This is a genomic window from Streptomyces katrae (genome assembly GCF_000717655.1).
GTDB classification, from domain to species: Bacteria; Actinomycetota; Actinomycetes; order Streptomycetales; family Streptomycetaceae; genus Streptomyces; species Streptomyces katrae_B.
The window spans coordinates 311,677-327,006 of record NZ_JNZY01000006.1; the positions used below are offsets into that span (position 1 = coordinate 311,677).

Below are 15,330 nucleotides of genomic sequence, written 5' to 3' on the forward strand. Positions count from 1 at the left end.
GACTCTTCCCCTCGTCCCCCGGCTGTCGGGCTGATGGTTCGGGCTGATCCGGCGTGGACCACGTCTCTGCAGATCTTCCCCGAAAGTGGGCCCGCACGCGGGGACTTGGGATGCTCCTCCCGGGTGACCCGGAGAGCTGATATGCGGGTCAGCGGACTATGCGGGCATCGGATAATGGGTCAACCGACCACCGGTGTACGGGCCATCGGGCTGCATCGGGCGCCGCGCTCGGAGTACCCTTCCGTGATCACTGGAGACGGGCGTCCAGACGCAGAAGGCGGTGCACGGGTGAGCTCGGGAGGTCTGGAGCTGCCCCCTGGTGACAGCGGTCACGAGGGCGGCCCGGCGGACGCCCCAGGAGGTGCACCCGGTGGTGCGCCCGGCGGGGTGTCGGGCGGCGTGTCGGGCGGGGTGTCGGGCGGCGTTCCCACGGGGGTGCCGGCCGGGGCGGTGTCGCTGGCCCCGACGGCGGCCGGGAGTGTGCGGGCCGGGGCCGAGCTGGACTGGGGCGCGGACGCGTGGAGCGAGGTCAGGACCCGGGCGCAGCGCGCCGGGCGCGCGTACATCTGGCTGAACCTCATCGAGCAGCGGCTGCGCGCCGTCGTCGGCGCGGTGCTGCGGCCGATCTACGAGCCCGTGCACGGCGGGGACGACTGGGTGGTCGCGGCCGCCGGACCCGCCGGCCAGGAGTGGGTGCAGCGGGCCGTCGCGGTCCGCGAGGTCAGCCGGCGCAAGGGCTACCTGCTGGACCCGGCCGACGACAACGTGCTGAGCTTCCTGACGCTCCCGCAGCTGCGGGAGCTCATGGTCCAGCACTGGCCGTGCTTCGAACCGTACTTCGACGACCGGCGGGAGATCGAGCTCGCGCTCGACGAGCTGGAGGTCACCCGGAACGTGGTCTCCCGCAACCGGGCGCTGTCGCGGGCGGTGCTGGAGCAGGCGGAGCGGGCCTCGGCCCGGCTGCTGGAGGTGCTGGGCGGCGGTGCGGGGTCCCCGGCGGCGGACCGGCTGCCGATCGATGCCGTCGAGGACCTGGTGGGCGACCGGTACGCGGACGTCATCTCGGTCCACCCGGACCGGGTTCGGCTGCAGCGCCAGCTCCCCGCGGAGGACCTGTTCGGCGGGGCGCGCCGGCTCGACGCCATCGGCATAGGGCTCAACCTGCTGGTCCAGAACTTCTCGGGCCGAAGACTCGTGCGCCTCACGGAGGCCGGCTGCCGGGTCCGGCTGCTGTTCCTGAACCCGGCCAGCAGCGCCGTGAAGCGGCGGGAGCGGGAGCTCGGCCTGCGCAAGGGCGAGCTGAGCCGCTCGGTGGAGATGAACATCCTGCATGTGCGCCGGGTGCGGGCGGGGCTGCGGGATCCCTCGCGGTTCGAGATCCACGTCTTCGACGAGACGCCCCGCTTCACCGCCTACCTGGTGGAGGGGGAGTCCTCGGGCATCGCGGTCGTGCAGTCGTACCTGCGCCGGGCGCGCGGCATGGAGGCGCCGGTGCTGGTGCTGCGGGGCGGCGGCGCCCGTGGTTCCTCGCGGGACGCGGAGCACGGGCTGTTCCCGACGTACCGGGAGGAATTCGAGTCGATCTGGCAGGACTCCCGCCCGGTGTCGTGACTGTCAGTGCCCCGTGGCAGGCTGAAAGTCGTTGACCGAAGGTGTACGGGGTGCACGGGGAGTACGGGGGAGGGGCACGGGGTGGAGAACTGGCGCGACACGGGGGACTGGCACGGCGGTGTGCTGATCGGATTCGACCTGGAGACGACCGGCACGGAGCCGGGGGAGTCGCGGATCGTGACGGCGGCGGTGGTCGAGGTGCGGGCGGGCGAGGTGCGCGAACGGCGCGGCTGGCTCGCGGACCCGGGGATACCGATCCCCGAGGGCGCCTCGGCGATCCACGGGATCAGCACGGAGCGCGCGGTGGCGGAGGGCCGCCCCGTGCGCGAGGTCGCGGACGAGGTCGCGCAGGTGCTCGTCGAGCACTGGCGGCGGGGCGCGGTGGTCGTCGCGTACAACGCGGCCTTCGACCTGACGCTGCTGACGGCCGAGTTGGCCCGGCACGGGCTGCCTTCGCTGGCCGACCGGCTGGGCGGGGCTCAGCAGACCGGCCCCGTGGTGGACCCGCTGACCATCGACCGGGCCGTGGACCGCTACCGGCGCGGCAAGCGGACGCTGGAGGCGGTGTGCGGGGTGTACGGGGTCACGCTGGACGCCGCGCACGACGCGGGCGCGGACGCGCTGGCCGCGGTGCAGGTGGCCCGAGCGATAGCCGCCCGCCACCCGGAGGTGGCGGCGCTCACCCCGGCCGACCTGCATGTCCGCCAGGGCGGCTGGCACGAGCGCTGGGCCCGCGACTTCCAGTCGTACCTGCGCCGCCAGGGGACCCCGGACGCGGTGATCGACCCGGCGTGGCCGCTGCGGAGCCTGCTGCCGGCCTCGGCCTGAGGGCCTCGGCCGGATTCGGCTCTCCGCTCGTGGGCGCCGGACGGGCGCGCCACCGGTTTCAGTTGGGGATGGAGCAGTTGGCGTCGGGGGCCCGGCCGGCGGGCCACGCGATGCCGTCGAAGTCGGCGGTCTTCTTCACCGGGTTGAGGTGGACGATGGAGACGGTCTTGTTGTACGGGTTGCCGTACTTGTCGAGGCAGATCCAGCCGCTGGCACCCTCGACCCGGTTGTTGCCGTGCAGCCGCAGCCAGCCGGCGGTGACGTCGGAGAGAGAGGGCATCTTCACGTCGCCCACCGCGTTGTTGCGGATGCCCGCGACGGCGGTGGTGACCGCGTCGTAGGTGATGATGACGCGGCCGTCGGAGAGGTCGACGGACCCCATCGAGTCCGGCTCCTTGGTTCCGAGTTTCTGGGCCAGGTCGGTCAGCTCCTTCAGCGCCGCCTTGGAGCCGCCGGTCGCCGCGGTGCTGTCGTCCCCCCAGGCGCCGGGGTGGGCCAGGGCCGCGTAACGCACGGTGATGCCCGCGCCCTTGGTCAGGGCGTCCCAGTGGTCGGTGAACTTTTCGTCGACCGTCAGGGTGGAGGCGTGCGAGCCGCTGATGACGGTGTAGGGCTTGTTGCAGGTCCGGTCGCCCAGCTCGACGAGGAACTGACGCAGTTGCACCGGGCGGCCGGCGAAGTAGACGGTCTTCGCCGCGGAGGTGCAGATGTCCGGCACCATCTGGTGGAAGTCGTTGGCGAGGTTGCCCTCGTCGTTGAAGTCGGGCGGCGACCGGAAGGTCTCGGGGGCGTTGGGCGCTCCCTTGGCGAGTTTCTGGAAGGTCTGGCGCAGGCTGGTCAGGTAGTTGTCGCCCTCGCGGACGTCCTCGACCACCAGCGTCTCTTCGGGCTTGATGTCCGCCCCGTACGAGGCGAGGGCGTCGGCCTGGTCGGTGTTGCCGGGGGCTACCCGGGCCAGGCCCGGGTAGCGGTACTCGTCAGCCTCGGTGTTCTTGATGTCGTCCGCGGTCATGGGGCCGGCGACGACCGGGATCCCCTTCTCCTTGGTGAGGTAGCGGACGGCCTCCTCGGTCTCGGTGATGCTGATGTTGATGCCGGCGACGGCCCGCAGATTCTGCTTCTTGTCGGACGCGGCCTGCGCCAGCTGGTCGGCGACGGTGCGCCACTCCTTGTAGCCCCTGCCCGGGTTGGCGAGCACCAGCCGGATGGGCGGCTGTTTGTTGTTGGCCTGGTGGTTGGCGCGGTACTGGGCCAGAAAGGCGCCCTGTACCTGCTCGACGTACTCCCGCCGCTCTGCGGGGGCGTCGGAGATCATGGGGATCATCAGGGCGACGGTGGCGGGGGACTTGTCGGCGACGCTGTCGTTCTCCGCCTTGATCCGCTCGGTGACCTGCTTCAGCGACGGGGCGAAGACGAAGCTGCCGTCGGTGACGCCGACGCACTCGTGCTTGGGGCCGCGCTTGGCCACGCCGGGGGCGCAGTCCTCGGCGAACCAGTAGTCGTAGCCGACGTAGCCGCCGGTTCCCAGGACGATGGCGACGGCGGCGGTCAGCAGGGCGCGGTTCAGCGGTCCGGCGGGCCAGAGTGTCATGTGCGGGGCTCTCCGTAGGTCGGCAGGTCGGGTGCCTGGAGCCAGCGGTTCAGGAGCTGCGGCCACTCTTCGTAGGCCTGGTAGAAGACCTTCTGGGGGCCGACGGAGCTGTTCTGGGCCAGGGTGAGCAGCTGCAGCCTGATGCTGTTGATCTTCTGCTGGTCGGGGTGTGCGAGCGGGTGCGATTGCAGCCACAGGTTGAGAACGAGGAGCTCCACGGCCTGGCGCACGGGGTCGCCCCCGGCTGTGCGCGGGTCCGTGGCCGGTTCGGCGGCGTTGCCCGGCGGGTGCGGCGCGGCGCAGACCAGGTTGAGAGCGGCGAGCCACCCCGGCGCGTCCTGTCCGGCCAGGCGTCTGAGCAGGGCGCGGACGACGAGGTCGGTGTCGCCGATCGCGAGCGAGTGGTGCAAGTAGCGGGCATCGTGCGGCTCGGCCGCGTCCGTGGGGTACAGGATGCGCAGGCGCTCGTGGCTGCCGGTCCACTCCTCGGTCTCTGCCCGTCCCATGCGGGTTCGCAGGTCGTGTACGAGCAGGGCGCGCAGGGTGGGATGACCGACGAAGGGCCCGTCCGTACCCGGCCAGGGGCGATGGTCCCAGCACTCCTGCCGCAACAGGCTCCTGGTCCCCGCCACGGGCACGACGGCGGCCCCCGCCACGGGCTCCCCGCCACGGTGACGGGGTGCGTAGCCGGCGTTCAGCACGTGGGCGGCCGCGTCGTCGAGGGCCGGGGTGTAGTAGGCGAGTCGCTCCCTCGTCTCCCCGTCGGGGGTCAGGAGCCGCAGCAGCCGTTCGTACACCGGCAGCGTCGGCCCGTCCTCGGGCGCCGGCAGCTCGATCGGCAGGTCGAGCAGCGCGCCGTGCTCGACGGGTTCATGGCGGCGGATCCTCCGCTGGGCGGCCTGCACCAAGGCGTCGGCGACCCCGGCGCGTCCGGCGCTGAGCCGGTGGATCACGTGGGCGGTGCCGGGCTCCGGCCGGTCCGCGCCGAACATCTCCGCGACCTCGTCGAGGTCGAGCTGTGCCAGCGGCAGCCTCAGCACCCAGCCGGCCGCCGTCTGCGGCCGGTCCTGCCGCCAGAACGGGCCCGATGCACTCCTGGTCGACGGGGCCGTGTCGTCGGAGCCGGGCACGGCCGGCTCCTCCGCGAGGGCCGTCGCGACGATGCCGGGACGCGTCCGGGCGGGCTCGTCGTGCCAGACGCGGGTCAGTGTGTCCAGGACAGCCCGGCCGAGCGGGGTGTGGACGTTGTCGAGGAGCAGCAGGGGGCGTGGCACCCGGTTCTTCAGGCGCAGCCAGGTGTAGTGGTCGGCGATGTCCTCCAAGAGGGCGGCCACCAGGTGGTGTTCGGCGCGCCGCCGGTCGCCCCCGTCGCCGCGGAAGCGCATGGCGAGATCGGTCAGCTGGGAGTGCCCGTCGCCCTGAGGGCCGACCCGCCGCTCGGCCCACCAGCTCAGGCCGTGCTTGTTGGCGCGCGGGCCGAACAGTTCGGTGGTGACGATGTCGGTGAGCGGCGCCACCAGCTCGCCCACCCCGGGGCCCAGCCCCGCCGCGGCGGCCGGGGTGACCTGCCTGATCCAGCCGGCCACACGCTGGTTGCGTTCCTGGAGGTCGGGCTGGCTCTCCCGGAGCAGTCCCGCGAGCCGGCGGCGGGCGGCCGGCAGCTCGGCGGGCTGGACGACCACGGACTGCCAGCTGGTGATCGCGAGCAGCCCCTGGGTGAGCCGCGGGAAGGACAGCTTCCCGCCGAACTCGTTCGGCTTCTGGCTCAGCCCGTCCATCAGGTAGAAGAGCAGGTCCGAGGTGCCCGAGGCGTTGGCCGTGGTTTCGTCGGCCACGGAGGCCAGCCCCGGCCGGCCGAAGTCCGCTGCCCCGAGGTCGGCGTACGCCTGAGGTAAGCGCTGCGCATACCGGTCCGACAGGTCTTTCAGAAGCGCGGTCTTGCCGGTGAGCCGGCCGCCGCAGCACTCGATCAGCAGCGGGCTCCCGCCCGGTATCCGCAGCCGGGCGGCGCCCCGCGACTGGAGTCCCACCAGTGAAGGCACGACGGCATCGAGCAGTGCCGTCCGTCCGTACAACGTCACGTGACCCCCACCCCGTCGTGCGGCTCGACCACCACCGCGATGGATGGAGCGTAGGCGGATGACTGCATAGCGCCACAGGTATATGGCGAACCCCTGCCTCTCGGTTATACGTTCGTGACTCATGTTGGGCGGAACGCCCCCTTGGCCCCTTGTGTCGCCCCTGTGGGCCCGTAGGCACCCACGGGCACCCTCAGGCACGGAGCGCATCCGCTGCCGCGGCAGGAGGAGGTGCCCGGCCAGGGCCACGCCCCGCGGTCGTCCAGGATGCAGGTCACGGTCTCGGCGGGCTCGCGGTCCACGCTCCGGTCCCGGTTCCCCCGGTGGCGCCGGTCGGATGCGCCGGGCCCGCGGCGGGGTCGGCGGCGCAGGTCCAGGGCGCGCGGGCGCCCGCGGCCGAGCCGGCCGCGCAGCTCCAGGCGAACTGCAGGGAAGGGTGCAGCAGGACGAGGCCCACGGGCGCCGCGCGCCCGCGTCCGGTCCGCCCGCCGCGTTGGCCCGGACCGGCAGGCGGAGCAGCGGCCGGGGCGAGGGGGCCGCGAGGGCCCACCGCCCTGCGGTGGTCTGCGCGGCCTCATGCTCGAACCAGCCGTTCAGGAAAAGGCGTCGTCGAGGAGCATCGCCCCGACCGGGGTGCGGGTCGGGTGGATGGCCTGGAACTCCGTCGCCGCCGAGGCGGCGGCGTGGATCGTGGTGTGCCGTCTCATGTGCGGTTCTCGGTACGGCACGGCCACTGCGGTCACGGCACTAGAAAGCGTGCCAGCGCAATTCCGGGTCTCCGTCGCGCAGGGAGGCGACCCGGCGGCGGAATTCGGCCAGCGCCTCCGGGCTCGCCGGGGCGTGCTGGGCGACCCAGGCGCAGCTCGCCGTTTCGCGGGCGCCGCGGAGGACCGCGCAGCCCTCCCAGTCGCGGACGTCCCAGCCGTACGCCGCCGTGAAGGCCTCGTACGACCGTCCCGGCAGCCCGTACCGGTCGCGGGAGAGGGCCATCACCACCAGGTCGTGCTCGCGCAGATCGGCCGAGACGGTCTCCAGGTCCACCAGTACCGGCCCGTCCGGGCCCACGTGGACGTTGCGGGGGAGGGCGTCGCCGTGGATCGGGCCCGGCGGCAGGTGCGGGGTGAGTGCGGCGACCTCGCCGGCGTACGCGTCGCGCCGGGCCCGCAAGTACGCCGCGTCGGCCGGGTCGACGGCCCCGCCCGCCAGCCGCAGCCAGCGCTCGACCCCGCCCAGCAGGTCCCGGGCGGGCAGCGCGAACGGGGCCGCCGGGAGGGCGTGGATCTGCCGCAGCAGCACCGCCAGGTCCTCGGGCCCGGCCGGCCGGACCGCGTCCGCGAGGCGGTGCCACAGGGTCACCGGGTGTCCCGCCACCAGCCGCGGCTTCGGCTCGGCCGCACGCACCGCCGGGATCCCGGCCGCCTCGAGCCAGCCCGCCACGGCGAGCTCCCGCTCGGCCCGCTCCAGCAGCGCCGCCTCCCGGCCGACCTTCACCACCAGATCGCCCGCCGCGAAGACCGCGTTCTCGCCCAGCGCCAGCAGGGTGGGCGGCCCGGCCGGTCCCGTGAGGCCCGCCGCCTTCAGTACGTCCCTGGCCCGTGCCTCGTCCATGCCGTGTCTCTCCGGATCCGGATCTTCGTGGATCCGCCCAGTCTCGCACCCGGGCCCGTGCCGCCCGGCCCTGCGGGCGGCCGGAAATCCACGTTGCACGAGACGTATCGTCTCGTTAGCCTCGAGGCATGACCTCAGCCAAGCCCGCACACATCGCCATGTTCTCCATCGCCGCCCCCGGGCACGTGAACCCGAGCATCGAAGTGATCCGGGAACTCGTCGCCCGCGGCCACCGCGTCAGCTACGCCATTCCCGCCTCCTTCGCCGAGAAGATCGCGGAGACCGGAGCCACACCGGTGATCTGGAACTCCACCCTCCCCACCGACGACGAGCCCGAGGCCTGGGGCGCCGAGCTCATCGACAACATCGAGCCGTTCCTGAACGACGCCGTCCAGGCCCTGCCGCAGCTCGCGGCGGCCTTCGAGGGCGATGAACCCGATCTGGTCCTCCATGACATCACCTCCTACCCGGCGCGCGTCCTCGCCCACCGCTGGGGCGTCCCCGCCGTCTCCCTCTCCCCGAACCTGGTCGCCTGGACCGGGTACGAAGAGGAGGTCGGCGAGCCGATGACGGCCGAACTGCGCGCCTCCGAACGCGGACAGGCGTACTACGCCCGCTTCCGCGCCTGGCTCGACGAGAACGGCATCGACGAGGACCCCGACCCCTTCGTCGGCCGGCCGCGCCGCAGCATCGTGCTCATCCCGCGCGCCCTCCAGCCGCACGCCGACCGCGTCGACGAGTCCGTCCACACCTTCGTCGGCTCCTGCCAGGGCGACCGCCCCGCCGGCCAAGGCGCCTGGGAGCGCCCGGCGGCAGCGGAGGGCAAGAAGGTGCTGCTGGTCTCCCTCGGCTCCACCTTCACCAGGCAGCCCGCCTTCTACCGCGCCTGCATCGAGGCCTTCGGTGACCTGCCCGACTGGCATGTCGTCCTCCAGATCGGCAGGTCCACCGACGAGGCCGAACTGGGCACCGTCCCCGCCAACGTGGAGGTCCACCGCTGGGTACCCCAGCTGGACATCCTGCGCCAGGCCGACGCCTTCATCACCCACGCGGGCGCCGGCGGCAGCCAGGAAGGCCTCGCCACCGGCACCCCGATGGTCGCCGTCCCGCAGGCCGTCGACCAGTTCGGCAACGCCGACATGCTCCAGGGACTCGGCGTCGCCCGGCACGTGCCCATGGAGGAGGCCGACGCCCCGACCCTGCGGGAGGCCGTCCTCGGGCTCGCCGCGGACCCCGGGGTCGCGGCCCGCGCCGAGGCCGTCCGCGCGCAGATGGCCACCGAGGGCGGTACGCGACAGGCAGCCGACCTCATCGAGGCCGAACTGGCCGCGTTGTCGGTGCGCCGTCCTATCGTTCGGTCATGACCACGAAGAAGTACGCGGCCCTGCTGCGCGGAATCAATGTCGGCGGGGCCAAGAAGGTCCCGATGGCCGAGCTGCGCGAGGTCCTGACGGGCCTCGGCCACACCGAGGTGCAGACGTACCTGCAGAGCGGCAACGCCGTCTTCGCCGGCACGGAGAAGGACCCGGCCGCCCTGGCCCGCGAGCTGGAGCGGGCCATCGAGGCCCACTTCGGCTTCGCCGTGCGCTGCCTGGTGGTCGACGGCGGCTACCTGCGCGCCGTCGCCGACGCCTGCCCCTTCCCGGCCGCCGAGCTGGAGGGCAAGCAGCTGCACGCCACCTTCCTCTCCGAGCAGCCGGGCGAGGAGCGGTTCGCCTCGATCGACGGACCCGCGTACCTCCCGGAGGAGTACCGGATCGGCGACCGGGTCGTCTACCTCTACGCCCCGAACGGGCTGGGCCGCTCCAAACTGGCCGAGGCCCTCGCCCGGCCCGCCGTGTTCAAGGGCATCGACGCGACGACCCGCAACTGGAACACCGTCGCCAGACTCGTCGAGCTGACGCAGGACACCCCGTAGCTCCGGGGCCCTAGCTCCAGTCGATGTCGGCCACGCTCTCCAGCGGACTGCGGTCCTCCAGGGCCTTCGGGACCACCAGCGTGTCCGCCTGGACCATCGCGTCGGGGAACTCGAGGCCGGTCCGCTTCTGGACCTCGCCCAGCATGACCTGGAACACCCGGAACTCGTCCAGCTCCAGGGCCTCCGTCAGGACCAGGTTCTGGGTCAGCAGGAACGCCTTGGCCTTGAGGGTGCCCTTCTCGGAGTACACGAGCACCTTCCAGAACGCGCGCGGAAGCTGCACGCCCCGGAAGGCGCGGTCGTCGTCCTGGAACACCGGCCCGCCGAAGACGCTGACCCGCAGGCCCTCGACCTCGATCTCCTCGAAGAGGGCGTTCTCCAGCTCACCCCAGATGCCGGCCTTCGCGCTCTGGTTGAAGTCGTCCATCTGCGGGGTGATGTTGGTGTAGAAGAACGAGTCGGTGTTGGCGCGGTCCGCCTCGGGCATCGGCCCCCAGATCAGATCGGCGCGGCGCGCTATGTGGCCCCGGTCGAGCCGGTTGCCCTTGTAGATCTCATTGCCGACCTGGACGTCGGCCGGCAGCCGCGGATCCTTCTTGAACTCGATCCCGCTGCGGTCGATCTTCTTGATGGCGCCGCCGTCGATGTTCCAGGCCACCCAGAACGCGAACCGCCGCTTCCCGTTCAGCGCCAGCGAGAAGTGGGTGTACGGGATGACCTCGGTCCCGGAGAGCTGCACGGCATCCGCCTTGGCGGCCTCACCCAGCTGCGGCATGGATATCGGCACCGTGAGGAAGCCCGGATCGTACCCGGTCACCGCCTCCAGCGAATCGCGGGCCGGCGGCTGGAAAGTGATCTTCAGTTCCTCGAAGACCGCGTGGGGGAAGCAGGCCAGCGCCCGGTCCTCGGGATCCGCGTCGCTCTCGCCGCCGAAGTGCAGACCGGCCAGTACGTCGGTCGGCCTGCCGGTGCGCGCTTTGAACAGCCACGCCGAACCGGAGTCGCCGGGCAGGCTGATCTCGTCGCCGTCCGCCGGATGGCCGGGGTCGGGGCCTATCTCGAAGCACTCGATCTCGCGCACCCCGACCGGCGGACCGTAGTCGATGCTCACCTTGGCGAAGGGCCGCGTCACCACCCCGTGCGTGACACCGGTGGTCCGCCCGCTCTTGACGACCTTGTCGTCGATCTGCGGCTCGCCGAGCTTCGTCGGCGTGACCCCGAGGTCCAGGATCGCCGTGTCGAAGTCGCGTTCCGTGATGCCGGCGACGGCGCAGTCGCCGACCTGGCCGAGGTGGGACCGCTTGAGCGTGCCGAGCCGGTTCAGGGCGATGCGGCTGTCGTCGGCGGTTCCGGGCTGTACGACCTCGTCGCCCGGCACGCCCGTGCGGCCGTTCAGCACGTGCCAGTTGCTCAGGACACAGGTCGAGCCGTCGTTCTTGTCGAAGACGATGCAGCCGAGGGTGCCGGCGCTCACTTTGACGTTGCCGACGCTCACCCCGGGACGGACCGGGTCGACGCGCTTCTGCCGCTCGGGCGTCTGGGCCTCGGGCACCACCAGGAAGTGCGGCTTGTAACTGCGCTGCACGACATCGGTCGGCACCTTGACGCCGCCGCCTATGTCGATGACCGGCGGTATCTCGACGCTCCCCACGGCGCGTACGCCCTCCGGCTGGACCTTCTTGTCCACCGTGAACTGCAGCGCCAGTTCCTTGCTCCGCTTCCCGTTCTTCTCCTTGTAGCCGATGCCGATCGAGGACACGTTCGGGTCGCTGAGGTAGCTCGACCCGCGGGTACGGATGAATTGCTTGAGCGAGGTGATCAGTTCGTCCTGGCCGTTCGCGGGCTTGGCGGACGCGCGCTTCTTGACAGCCATCAGGGGCTCCCTTCAGGCAAGGAGTTCAGGCGAGAGAAGCCCCGCCGAGAAGATTCCGGCCCCCGAGATGGTTGAAATCGACGCAAACAGACCGGGGCTCCCCGCTCCGTGCGTGTACTTCCAGCCTACGGCCGGGTTACTGGCCGAGCGCGTCGAGGACGGCCAGCTCCTGGGGCGTCAGGTGGATGGTTGCCGCGTCAATGTTTTCGGCCAGGTGGGCGGGGGAGCCGGTGCCCGGCATGGGGCACAGCACCGGCGACCGGTGCAGCAGCCAGGCCAGCGCGATCTGCCCCGGGCCCGCGCGGTGCTCGGTGGCGACGGCGGTCACCGCGGCCGCGCTCTCGCGGGTCAGGCAACCGCTGCCCAGGGGGTAGTACGGGAGGAAGGCGATCCCCCGCGCCTCGCACAGGGCGAGCACCTGCGCCGACGACCGGTCCAGCAGGTTGTACGGGTTCTGCACGGCGGCGACCGGGACGAGCTCCAGCGCCTGGCCCAGCTGCTCGGCGGTGACCGTGTCCAGCCCGATGTGCCGGATCTTTCCCTCTTCCCGCAATCCGGCGAGCGCGCCCAGCTGTTCGGCCACCGGGACCGCCGGATCGAAGCGGTGCAGCTGGTAGAGGTCGATGCACTCCACCCGCAGCCGCCGCAAGCTGGCCTCGCACATCGCCCGCAGCTGCTCGGGATGCCCCGCGTGATGCCACCGGTCGGGGCCGGTGCGCACCACCCCGCCCTTCGTGGCGATGACGAGCTGCTCCCCGTACGGGTGGAGGGCCTCGGCGATCAGCTCCTCGGCCAGGCCGGGGCCGTAGTTGTCGGCGGTGTCGAGGAAGGTGACACCGCGGTCGACGGCCGTGTGCAGCAAGACCCGGGCCTCGGCGCGGCTGCCGCGCGGGCCCCAGTAGCCGGGTCCGACCAGACCGCCCGTGCCGAGGCCGAGCCGCCGTACGGGGAGATCGCCGCCGAGAAGGAACATGTCGTCCACCATGCCCCGACGGTAACTCAGGGCTCCCGATGTGCCAGGCTCCTGGCCATGCGTTACATCATCATCGGCGCCGGCGCGATCGGCGCGACCATCGGCGGACGCCTGGCGGAAGCGGGCGCGGAGGTCGTGCTCGTCGCGCGCGGTGCGCACGCGCAGGCCCTGACGGCGGACGGGCTGCGGCTCACGACGGCGGACGGGGCCCGGGTGCACCGGATCCCCGTGGTCACGGGCCCGGCGGAGCTGGGGGAACTGCGGCCGGACGACGTACTGCTGCTGACCGTCAAGACCCAGGACGCGATCGCCGCGCTCGATGCGTGGGGCGACGCGGAGGTCGCGGGCGGCGGCACGGCGGCGCAGCGGCTGCCGGTGCTGTGTGCGCAGAACGGGGTGGAGAGCGAGCGGCTGGCGCTGCGCCGCTTCGCGCGCGTGTACGGGGTCTGCGTATGGCTGCCCGCCACGTTCCTGGAGCCGGGGGTCGTGTCCGCGCTGTGCGCGCCGCTGACGGGGATCCTGCACATCGGACTGGCCGCCGGGGGCGCGGACGCCCGGGCCCGGCGGATCGCGGCCGACCTGGAGAAATCGGGCTTCGAGGCACCGGTCGTCGAGGACGTGATGCGGTGGAAGTACGCGAAGCTGCTGGGGAACCTCGGCAACGCGATCCAGGCGACGACCGGGCCGGAGCCCGACCCGGCGAAGGGCGCGCTGCTGCTCCGCGCGATCCGCGAGGCGAAGGCGGCGTTCGACGCGGCCGGGATTGCGTACGCCTCGGACGCGGAGCAGTCGGCGGCCCGTGACGGCAAGGTCGACCAGCCGCCCGGCCTGCGGGGCGGGTCGTCCTGGCAGTCCCTGCACCGGGGCACGGGCTCGATCGAGGCGGACTACCTCAACGGCGAGATCTCGCTGCTGGGGCGGCTCCACGGGATCCCGACCCCGGTGAACGACACCCTCCGGCACGCTGCGAACATCTTCGCCCGCGAAGGCCTCCCGCCGGGCGCGATGAGCGTCGAGGACCTGACGGCCCTGGCCGACGAGGCGGCGGCCAGGGCCTAGAAGTCACGTCAGAACGTACGGTCGCTGCGCCAGGTGGACTGGCTGGAGGGGTTGTTCAGGTCGACGGTGAGGCCGGAGAGGCGGCCGTCCGCGCCGCGGGTGCCGGTGTACCGGCCCCGGGGACAGAACGCCGCCGACGATCGATTCCGTTGTATGGTGCACGGAACCTCGCTGCTGGACTAGCCAGAGATCCACGAAGGCGAGCCCGGGATCACTCGAACGAGAATCAGGCCGCGGCGAGGAGCGGCACGCCGACGGCCGCCGCGTCGTAGCGGCGCAGCAGCAGGCGGGCCAGCTCGGGAGCCGCGCCGAGCGCGTCGGCCACTACGTCCGCCCCGGCGGCTTCCGCGCCCGCCGAGATACGGTCCGGCAGGCGCCCGGGGGCGATGACGTACGGGGCCACGGCCACCCGGCGGACGCCCTCGGCGCGCAGGGCCCGTACGGCGTCCTCCGTACGGGGCAGGCGAGCGGAGGCGAACGCAGGCCGCACGGCGCACCAGCCGGTGTGCCGCCACTCCCGCGCGATTTCAGCGATCACTGCGATCGCCTCCGGGTCGGAGGAACCGGCGGACGCGAGCACCACACCGGTGGTGGCGCGGTCCGCCGTAGTGAGGCCCGCTTCCGCGAGACGGCGCTCCAGGGCTCCGACCAGCAGCGGGGACGGGCCCAGCACGTCCGCGATCCGGAACGAGAGGCCCGGCATCCGGGACGCGGCCTCGGCCAGCACCGCGGGTATGTCGGACTTCGCGTGGAACGCCCGCGTCAGGAGCAGCGGGAGGGCCACGATCTCCCGTACGCCGGACCGGTACAGGGCGGAGGTCACCTGCGCCACCGTCGGGGTGTCGAAGTCCAGGAAAGCCGTCTCCACCCGCAGCCCGGGCCGCAGCGCCCGCACCCGCCGGGTGAGGGCGTGCACGGTCGCCGCGTGCCGCGGGTCGCGGCTGCCGTGGGCGATGACCAGCAGGACAGGGGACATGCCGGTCAGCTCTTCACCAGCAGGCCGCGGCTGCGCAGTACGTACCGCTCGACCGGGCTGAAGATGAGCAGGTCGATGGCGATGCCGACGACGAGGATGAGGATGATGGCGAGGGCCGGAGACGAGGCCGTTGGCGATGGAGGGGACGGCGCCGAGCAGGATGACCGTGTACATCATGGCGTCGTTGAGCCCGAACCAGAGGACGGCAGGGGGTACCCAGGCGACCGAGGGCAGGGACTGCAGGCCTTGGAGGATGGGGCCGATCGCGGCGCGGACGAACTTGACGCGGGCGACGATGAGTCCGAGGGGGGTGCCGATGGCCAGGGCGAGCAGGAAGCCGAGCAGACCGCGCGACACGCTGGTCCAGATGACGTCGAGGAGGGTGCCCTTGAGCCACATCTCGGACAGGCTGTCCCAGACCGCGGACGGAGCGGGGAGCTTCGTCTCGTCGGTGACCTTCAGCGAGACCAGGACCTGCCAGACCAGCAGGACCAGGCCGACGGCGAGGAACGGCGGCAGGGCCTTCTTGACGAGGACCTCGCGGACCGGGGTGCGGTGGGTCTGGACCGCGTCGAGCGCGTCGAGGCCCGCCTCCAGTCCGGCGAGATCATCGGTGCGGTCGGCCTTGCCCTCGGGCTTGATGTCAGTGCTGGCCATGGCGGCGGATCTCCCCACGCAGGTGTTCAGTGATCTCGAGGGACAGTTCCGCGACGTCGGCGTCCTCGATGCGGCGGGGCTGCGGGATGCCGACGGTCCATTCCTTGGCGATGCGGCCGGGCCGCGAGGACAGCAGGACCACACGCTGCGCGAGCCGC

The 15,330-nt window shown here is 72.3% G+C and carries 10 protein-coding genes and 3 pseudogenes; 5 read left to right on the plus strand and 8 right to left on the minus strand.

The features are described from left to right. Positions 1-288 precede the first annotated feature (288 nt). Together IF09_RS0110330 and IF09_RS0110335 are read left to right on the plus strand one after the other, a co-directional pair. Positions 289-1,611 carry an SAV2148 family HEPN domain-containing protein gene (locus IF09_RS0110330; protein WP_030294206.1) on the plus strand — a complete coding sequence of 441 codons (1,323 nt, stop codon included), beginning with the start codon at positions 289-291 and terminating at the stop codon, positions 1,609-1,611. 81 nt (positions 1,612-1,692) lie between these two features. After that, positions 1,693-2,439: a 3'-5' exonuclease gene (locus IF09_RS0110335; protein ID WP_030294207.1), complete on the plus strand. Its 747-nt coding sequence runs from the start codon at positions 1,693-1,695 to the stop codon at positions 2,437-2,439. A gap of 58 nt (positions 2,440-2,497) precedes the next feature. Here the strand turns inward: IF09_RS0110335 and IF09_RS0110340 are convergent, their stop codons facing one another. The 3 genes from IF09_RS0110340 to IF09_RS0110360 all read right to left on the minus strand — a co-directional run bounded on the left by IF09_RS0110340 (position 2,498) and on the right by IF09_RS0110360 (position 7,716). Next, a complete protein-coding gene (locus tag IF09_RS0110340; RefSeq protein ID WP_037634495.1) occupies positions 2,498-4,030 on the minus strand; it encodes a hypothetical protein in 1,533 nt (510 codons plus the stop codon). Continuing rightward, positions 4,027-6,111 (minus strand): hypothetical protein, encoded by a 2,085-nt coding sequence (locus tag IF09_RS0110345; protein ID WP_158709945.1) that lies wholly within the window; start codon positions 6,109-6,111, stop codon positions 4,027-4,029. Before IF09_RS0110345 ends, IF09_RS0110340 begins: the two co-directional genes overlap by 4 nt. 744 nt (positions 6,112-6,855) lie before the next feature. Further along, positions 6,856-7,716, minus strand: a complete 861-nt coding sequence (locus IF09_RS0110360; protein ID WP_030294212.1) for a phosphotransferase enzyme family protein — start codon at positions 7,714-7,716, stop codon at positions 6,856-6,858. 57 nt (positions 7,717-7,773) lie between these two features. Between IF09_RS0110360 and mgt the strand changes: the two are divergent. Together mgt and IF09_RS0110370 are read left to right on the plus strand one after the other, a co-directional pair. Further along, positions 7,774-9,080: pseudogene (gene mgt / locus IF09_RS0110365) on the plus strand (macrolide-inactivating glycosyltransferase). Next, positions 9,077-9,634 (plus strand): DUF1697 domain-containing protein, encoded by a 558-nt coding sequence (locus tag IF09_RS0110370; protein ID WP_030294214.1) that lies wholly within the window; start codon positions 9,077-9,079, stop codon positions 9,632-9,634. The pseudogene mgt and the gene IF09_RS0110370 overlap by 4 nt, the downstream one beginning before the upstream one ends. Positions 9,635-9,644: 10 nt before the next feature. On the opposite strand, the gene IF09_RS0110375 is transcribed toward IF09_RS0110370, so the two are convergent. Beyond that, positions 9,645-11,507, minus strand: a complete 1,863-nt coding sequence (locus tag IF09_RS0110375; RefSeq protein WP_030294215.1) for a DNA/RNA non-specific endonuclease — start codon at positions 11,505-11,507, stop codon at positions 9,645-9,647. A gap of 136 nt (positions 11,508-11,643) precedes the next feature. Next, positions 11,644-12,492 carry an aldo/keto reductase gene (locus IF09_RS0110380; protein ID WP_030294216.1) on the minus strand — a complete coding sequence of 283 codons (849 nt, stop codon included), beginning with the start codon at positions 12,490-12,492 and terminating at the stop codon, positions 11,644-11,646. 45 nt (positions 12,493-12,537) lie between these two features. Here IF09_RS0110380 and IF09_RS0110385 point away from each other — a divergent pair, with 45 nt between their 5' ends. Then, positions 12,538-13,539: a ketopantoate reductase family protein gene (locus IF09_RS0110385; protein WP_030294218.1), complete on the plus strand. Its 1,002-nt coding sequence runs from the start codon at positions 12,538-12,540 to the stop codon at positions 13,537-13,539. Positions 13,540-13,765: 226 nt separating this feature from the next. On the opposite strand, the gene IF09_RS0110390 is transcribed toward IF09_RS0110385, so the two are convergent. From IF09_RS0110390 to IF09_RS42785, 3 genes and pseudogenes are all read right to left on the minus strand, one after another. After that, positions 13,766-14,515, minus strand: coding sequence for a sirohydrochlorin chelatase (locus IF09_RS0110390; protein ID WP_030294219.1), 750 nt, complete (start codon positions 14,513-14,515; stop codon positions 13,766-13,768). A gap of 5 nt (positions 14,516-14,520) precedes the next feature. Then, positions 14,521-15,172, minus strand: a pseudogene (locus IF09_RS42780) (hypothetical protein). Beyond that, positions 15,159-15,330, minus strand: a pseudogene (locus IF09_RS42785) (ABC transporter ATP-binding protein); the annotation flags it as partial. The pseudogenes IF09_RS42785 and IF09_RS42780, both read right to left, overlap by 14 nt.

Bases quoted from the DNA above. Each gene is read 5' to 3' on its own strand.
- IF09_RS0110340 (WP_037634495.1), bottom strand. From the start codon at position 4,030: ATGACACTCTGGCCCGCCGGACCGCTGAACCGCGCCCTGCTGACCGCC.
- IF09_RS0110360 (WP_030294212.1), bottom strand. From the start codon at position 7,716: ATGGACGAGGCACGGGCCAGGGACGTACTGAAGGCGGCGGGCCTCACG.
- IF09_RS0110370 (WP_030294214.1), top strand. From the start codon at position 9,077: ATGACCACGAAGAAGTACGCGGCCCTGCTGCGCGGAATCAATGTCGGC.
- IF09_RS0110375 (WP_030294215.1), bottom strand. From the start codon at position 11,507: ATGGCTGTCAAGAAGCGCGCGTCCGCCAAGCCCGCGAACGGCCAGGAC.
- IF09_RS0110380 (WP_030294216.1), bottom strand. From the start codon at position 12,492: ATGGTGGACGACATGTTCCTTCTCGGCGGCGATCTCCCCGTACGGCGG.
- IF09_RS0110385 (WP_030294218.1), top strand. From the start codon at position 12,538: ATGCGTTACATCATCATCGGCGCCGGCGCGATCGGCGCGACCATCGGC.
- IF09_RS0110390 (WP_030294219.1), bottom strand. From the start codon at position 14,515: ATGTCCCCTGTCCTGCTGGTCATCGCCCACGGCAGCCGCGACCCGCGG.